The sequence below is a fragment of the Flavobacterium sp. genome, from assembly GCF_029242675.1.
Classification (GTDB): Bacteria; Bacteroidota; Bacteroidia; order Flavobacteriales; family Flavobacteriaceae; genus Flavobacterium.
The window spans coordinates 1-4,276 of sequence record NZ_JAQWTM010000198.1; the positions used below are offsets into that span (position 1 = coordinate 1).

Genomic DNA, 4,276 nt, shown 5'->3' on the forward strand with positions numbered 1-4,276 from the left:
TTACAATCGCTATCATTTATTCTCGTTGCTACCGCTGTAGCTGAGAATCCTGCAAATACCACTGAATGAATTGCTCCTATCCTAGCACAAGCTAAGGTTGCAACTGCAAGTTCCGGAATCATGGGTAAATAAATACAAACACGATCTCCCTTGGAAATTCCTTGTTCTTTTAAAACGTTAGCCATTTTGCAAACGCGTTGGTGCAAATCAGTATAAGTGATATGCAACGCCTCTTCATTAGGATTGTTAGGTTCAAAAATAATTGCTGTTTTATCTCCTCTTTTATTTAGATGTCTGTCAATACAGTTTTTTGTAATATTAAGTTTTGCTTCAGTAAACCATTGGATGTCACCTTCGGCCATGTTGAATTCAACAACTTTGTCCCATTGTTGGTACCAAGTAAAATTTTCTTCAGCAATTTTTCCCCAAAATTTTCTTGGTTCACGAACTGATTTATTATAATGTTTAAAGTATTGTTCTAAATTTTCGATTTTATAATAACTCATGCTTATTTATTTTTTTATAAATGTATTAAATAAGGCTTGAAAGTAAAAACAATTAAAATCATTAATTTGAACAAAAAAATACATTTTATCAAAAGTAAGGTCTGAATTTTTTAGAATACTACAATTTACAACCGTTTTAGTACAAACAGATTAAAATTTGGAGTACAAAGAGCTTTCAAAAAAACAGAGTTATTTAAAAAAGATAGGACTGCAATTTTGGGTACAATAAAAGGGATTATTCTTGTGGCTGTTTAAAATAGAAATAGTACTAAAAATAAGGAATTACCTCACTTAACCAAATCGCTTTAAGCTAGTTAAGTGATAGTAAAACGCATCATAATTATCATTTTAAAGTCTTTTATTGAAACTAATTCAAAAATAACAAGCAACTTTTGATAGTATTATAAACCTTTAAAACGCGCTCCCTTATGGTAATTCCTATCTAATTTATTTTTTAAACTATTTTTTTCATTGCGGTCATAGATTCTCTTAGCCATGCTCCTACTTCTTCAACTGGATGATTTCTGATGATGCTATTAACCTCAATTAATTCTTTATTATCTACCCCGTTTTCTCCGTTATTAAAAGGACGACCTATTAAATTGCTTGGCGCGTTTTTTACATAATCAGCTATCAACGGTTTACAAGCATGATCAAATAAATAACAGCCATATTCAGCAGTATCAGAGATAACACGGTTCATTTCGAACAATTTTTTTCTAGCAATGGTATTTGCAATAAGTGGCGTTTCGTGTAGCGACTCGTAATAAGCTGACTCCTCAATAATACCGGATTGCGTCATGGCTTCAAAAGCCAATTCTACTCCCGCTTTTACCATAGCAACCATTAGAACACCATTGTCATAATATTCTTGCTCTGAAATTTCGAAATCTCCTGCAGCTGTTTTTTCAAAGTTTGTATCTCCAGTCGCTGCTCTCCAGGTTAATAGATTTTTGTCATCATTGTTCCAGTCCTCCATCATTGTTTTTGAAAAGTGACCCGAAATGATGTCATCCATGTGTTTTTGAAATAAAGGACGCATGATATCTTTTAATTCATCTGCAACTTTAAAGGCTGCAATTTTAGCTGGGTTGGATAAACGGTCCATCATATTGGTAATTCCACCGTATTTTAATCCTTCGGTAATGGTTTCCCAACCGTATTGAATCAACTTAGAAGCATAACCCGCATCAATACCTTCTGCGACCATTTTATCAAAGCAAAGAATTGATCCTGTTTGTAATAATCCGCATAGTATGGTTTGTTCCCCCATTAAATCCGACTTCACTTCCGCAACAAACGAAGATCTTAATACACCTGCTTTGTGTCCTCCTGTTGCAACAGCATACGCTTTTGCCTGAGCTAAACCAAAGCCATTAGGATCATTTTCAGGATGAACGGCAATCAGCGTAGGTACGCCAAAACCTCTTATATATTCCTCACGAACTTCTGAACCTGGACATTTTGGAGCACACATAATTACTGTGATATCCTTGCGAATTTGCATACCCTCTTCCACAATATTAAAACCATGTGAGTACGATAAAGTAGCACCTTTTTTCATTAAAGGCATGATAGCAGTTACTACTGCGGTGTGCTGCTTATCGGGAGTAAGATTACAAACTAGGTCGGCCGTAGGAATCAACTCCTCATACGTTCCTACTTTAAAACCATTATCTGCGGCATTCATAAAAGACGCTCTTTTTTGGTCTATTGCCTCTTGCCTTAAGGTATAAGAGATGTCTAAACCAGAATCTCTCATGTTTAATCCTTGGTTTAACCCTTGCGCTCCACAACCTACAATCACTACTTTTTTTCCTTTTAAAGCGGCGATGCCATCTGCAAATTCAGATTGGTCCATGAATTCGCAAACACCTAATTGTTCTAGTTGTAATCGTAGTGGTAATGTATTGAAATAATTTGCCATTGCTTTTTTTATTTTTGTTTTAGTTCTTCTAATAATGTTGAAATTTCCATTTTTTCTTTTGAAACTGATATTCTTCCTGATCGTACAAATTGCATAATTCCGAAAGGCTTCAATTTATCATACAGTTCCGATATCTCTGATCGTCGGCCTGATTTAGAAATCACGAAAAAATCTCGTGCTACGGTAACTATTTCCGAATTACTTTCTTTGATGATATTTTGAATTTGTTTTTCATCAAATAAAAGACTTGATTCAATTTTAAATAAAGCATTTTCTAGAAATATAGTCTCATCATCTACATGATAAAAAGCTTTTATTACTTCTACTTGCTTTTCTATTTGACCAACAATATTTTGTACCCATTTTTCAGTTGTATTGACTACAATAATAAATCGAGAAACGTTTTCAATCTCTGATTCAGAAACATTTAAGCTTAGTATATTAATGTGACGCTTCAAGAATATTCCTGAAATTCTATTTAGTAATCCCACGTTATTTTCTGAATAAACAGAAATGGTGAATGTTTGATTTTCCATTTTATTTTTTAGGTTTAAAGTCTTATGTTTAAAATTTAAAGTGGAGTACCTTTCATCAATTGGTACTAACTTCAAACCCTAAACTTTAAACTATTTTATGACAAACGAATGTCTGAAACTGAGGCTCCCGTAGGTATCATAGGGAATACATTATTCTCTTTTTCTACCATTACCTCTAAAAAGTACGACTCTTTTGAAGCTAACATTTCGGCTACTGCTCCATCTAAATCCTCTCGTTTGGTTACTTTTTTGGCTTTGATATAATATCCTTCTGCAATTGCAACAAAATTGGGATTAATCATTTCTGTTGAAGCATATCTATGGTCAAAAAATAATTCTTGCCATTGTCTTACCATACCTAAGAATTCATTGTTAAGGACTACAATTTTTACGGGTACTTTTGTTTGAAAAATAGTTCCTAATTCTTGAATGGTCATTTGGAAACCTCCATCACCAATAATTGCTACCACTTCGCGATCTGGTCTTCCCATTTTAGCACCTATTGCTGCGGGAAGTGCAAATCCCATGGTACCCAAACCTCCTGAAGTTACATTACTTTTGGTTGTATTGAATTTAGCGTATCTACACGTAAACATTTGGTGCTGGCCAACGTCTGAAACTAAAATAGCTTCCCCTTTTGAATGTTTATTTATCATTTCAATAGTTTCTCCCATTGAAATTCCTTTGTTATTAGTTGGTTTTAATTCTTCATTAATAACAGTTTCTAGTTCGATTTTGTATTTTTCTTTAAATTCATTGTGCCATTCGACATGTGATTTTTTCTCAATTAATGGCAACAACGCGGTAAGTGCTTCTTTTACATCTCCAATTACAGCTACGTCAGTTTTTACATTTTTGTCTACTTCGGCTGGATCAATCTCAAAATGGATCACTTTGGCTTGTTTAGCGTAAGTTGCTAAATTTCCAGTAACGCGGTCATCAAAACGCATTCCTAGTGCAATTAAAACATCGCATTCGTTTGTTAAAACATTTGGCCCATAGTTTCCATGCATACCCAACATTCCTACATTTAAATCGTGATTCGTTGGTAAAGCAGAAAGACCTAAAATGGTCCATGCTGCTGGTATACCTGACTTCTCTACAAATTCTTTGAATAATGCCTCAGCTTGTCCAAGTATAATTCCTTGCCCAAAAACAATTAAAGGCTTTTTAGCTTGGTTAATTAAAGCTGCGGCTGCTGCAACTTTATCTAATTTTAATTTTGGAACGGCTACATAACTTCTTATTCCTGTGCATTTTTCATAACTAAAGTCAAATTCATCAAATTGAGCATTTTTAGTAATATC

The 4,276-nt window shown here is 34.0% G+C and carries 4 protein-coding genes; all 4 read right to left on the reverse strand.

The genetic code is table 11. The features are described 5' to 3' along the window. Positions 1–506, reverse strand: a 506-nt coding sequence (locus P8M54_RS07640; RefSeq protein ID WP_300286866.1) for an AMP-binding protein, incomplete at its 3' end; no start/stop codon positions are given. Between the two features lie 454 nt (positions 507–960). Next, positions 961–2,433, reverse strand: a complete 1,473-nt coding sequence (ilvC, locus tag P8M54_RS07645; RefSeq protein ID WP_300286868.1) for a ketol-acid reductoisomerase — start codon at positions 2,431–2,433, stop codon at positions 961–963. Positions 2,434–2,441: 8 nt separating this feature from the next. Next, a complete protein-coding gene (gene ilvN / locus P8M54_RS07650) occupies positions 2,442–2,969 on the reverse strand; it encodes an acetolactate synthase small subunit (protein ID WP_300286870.1) in 528 nt (175 codons plus the stop codon). 95 nt (positions 2,970–3,064) lie between these two features. Continuing rightward, a partial coding sequence (locus P8M54_RS07655; RefSeq protein ID WP_300286872.1) for a thiamine pyrophosphate-dependent enzyme occupies positions 3,065–4,276 on the reverse strand: 1,212 nt, incomplete at its 5' end.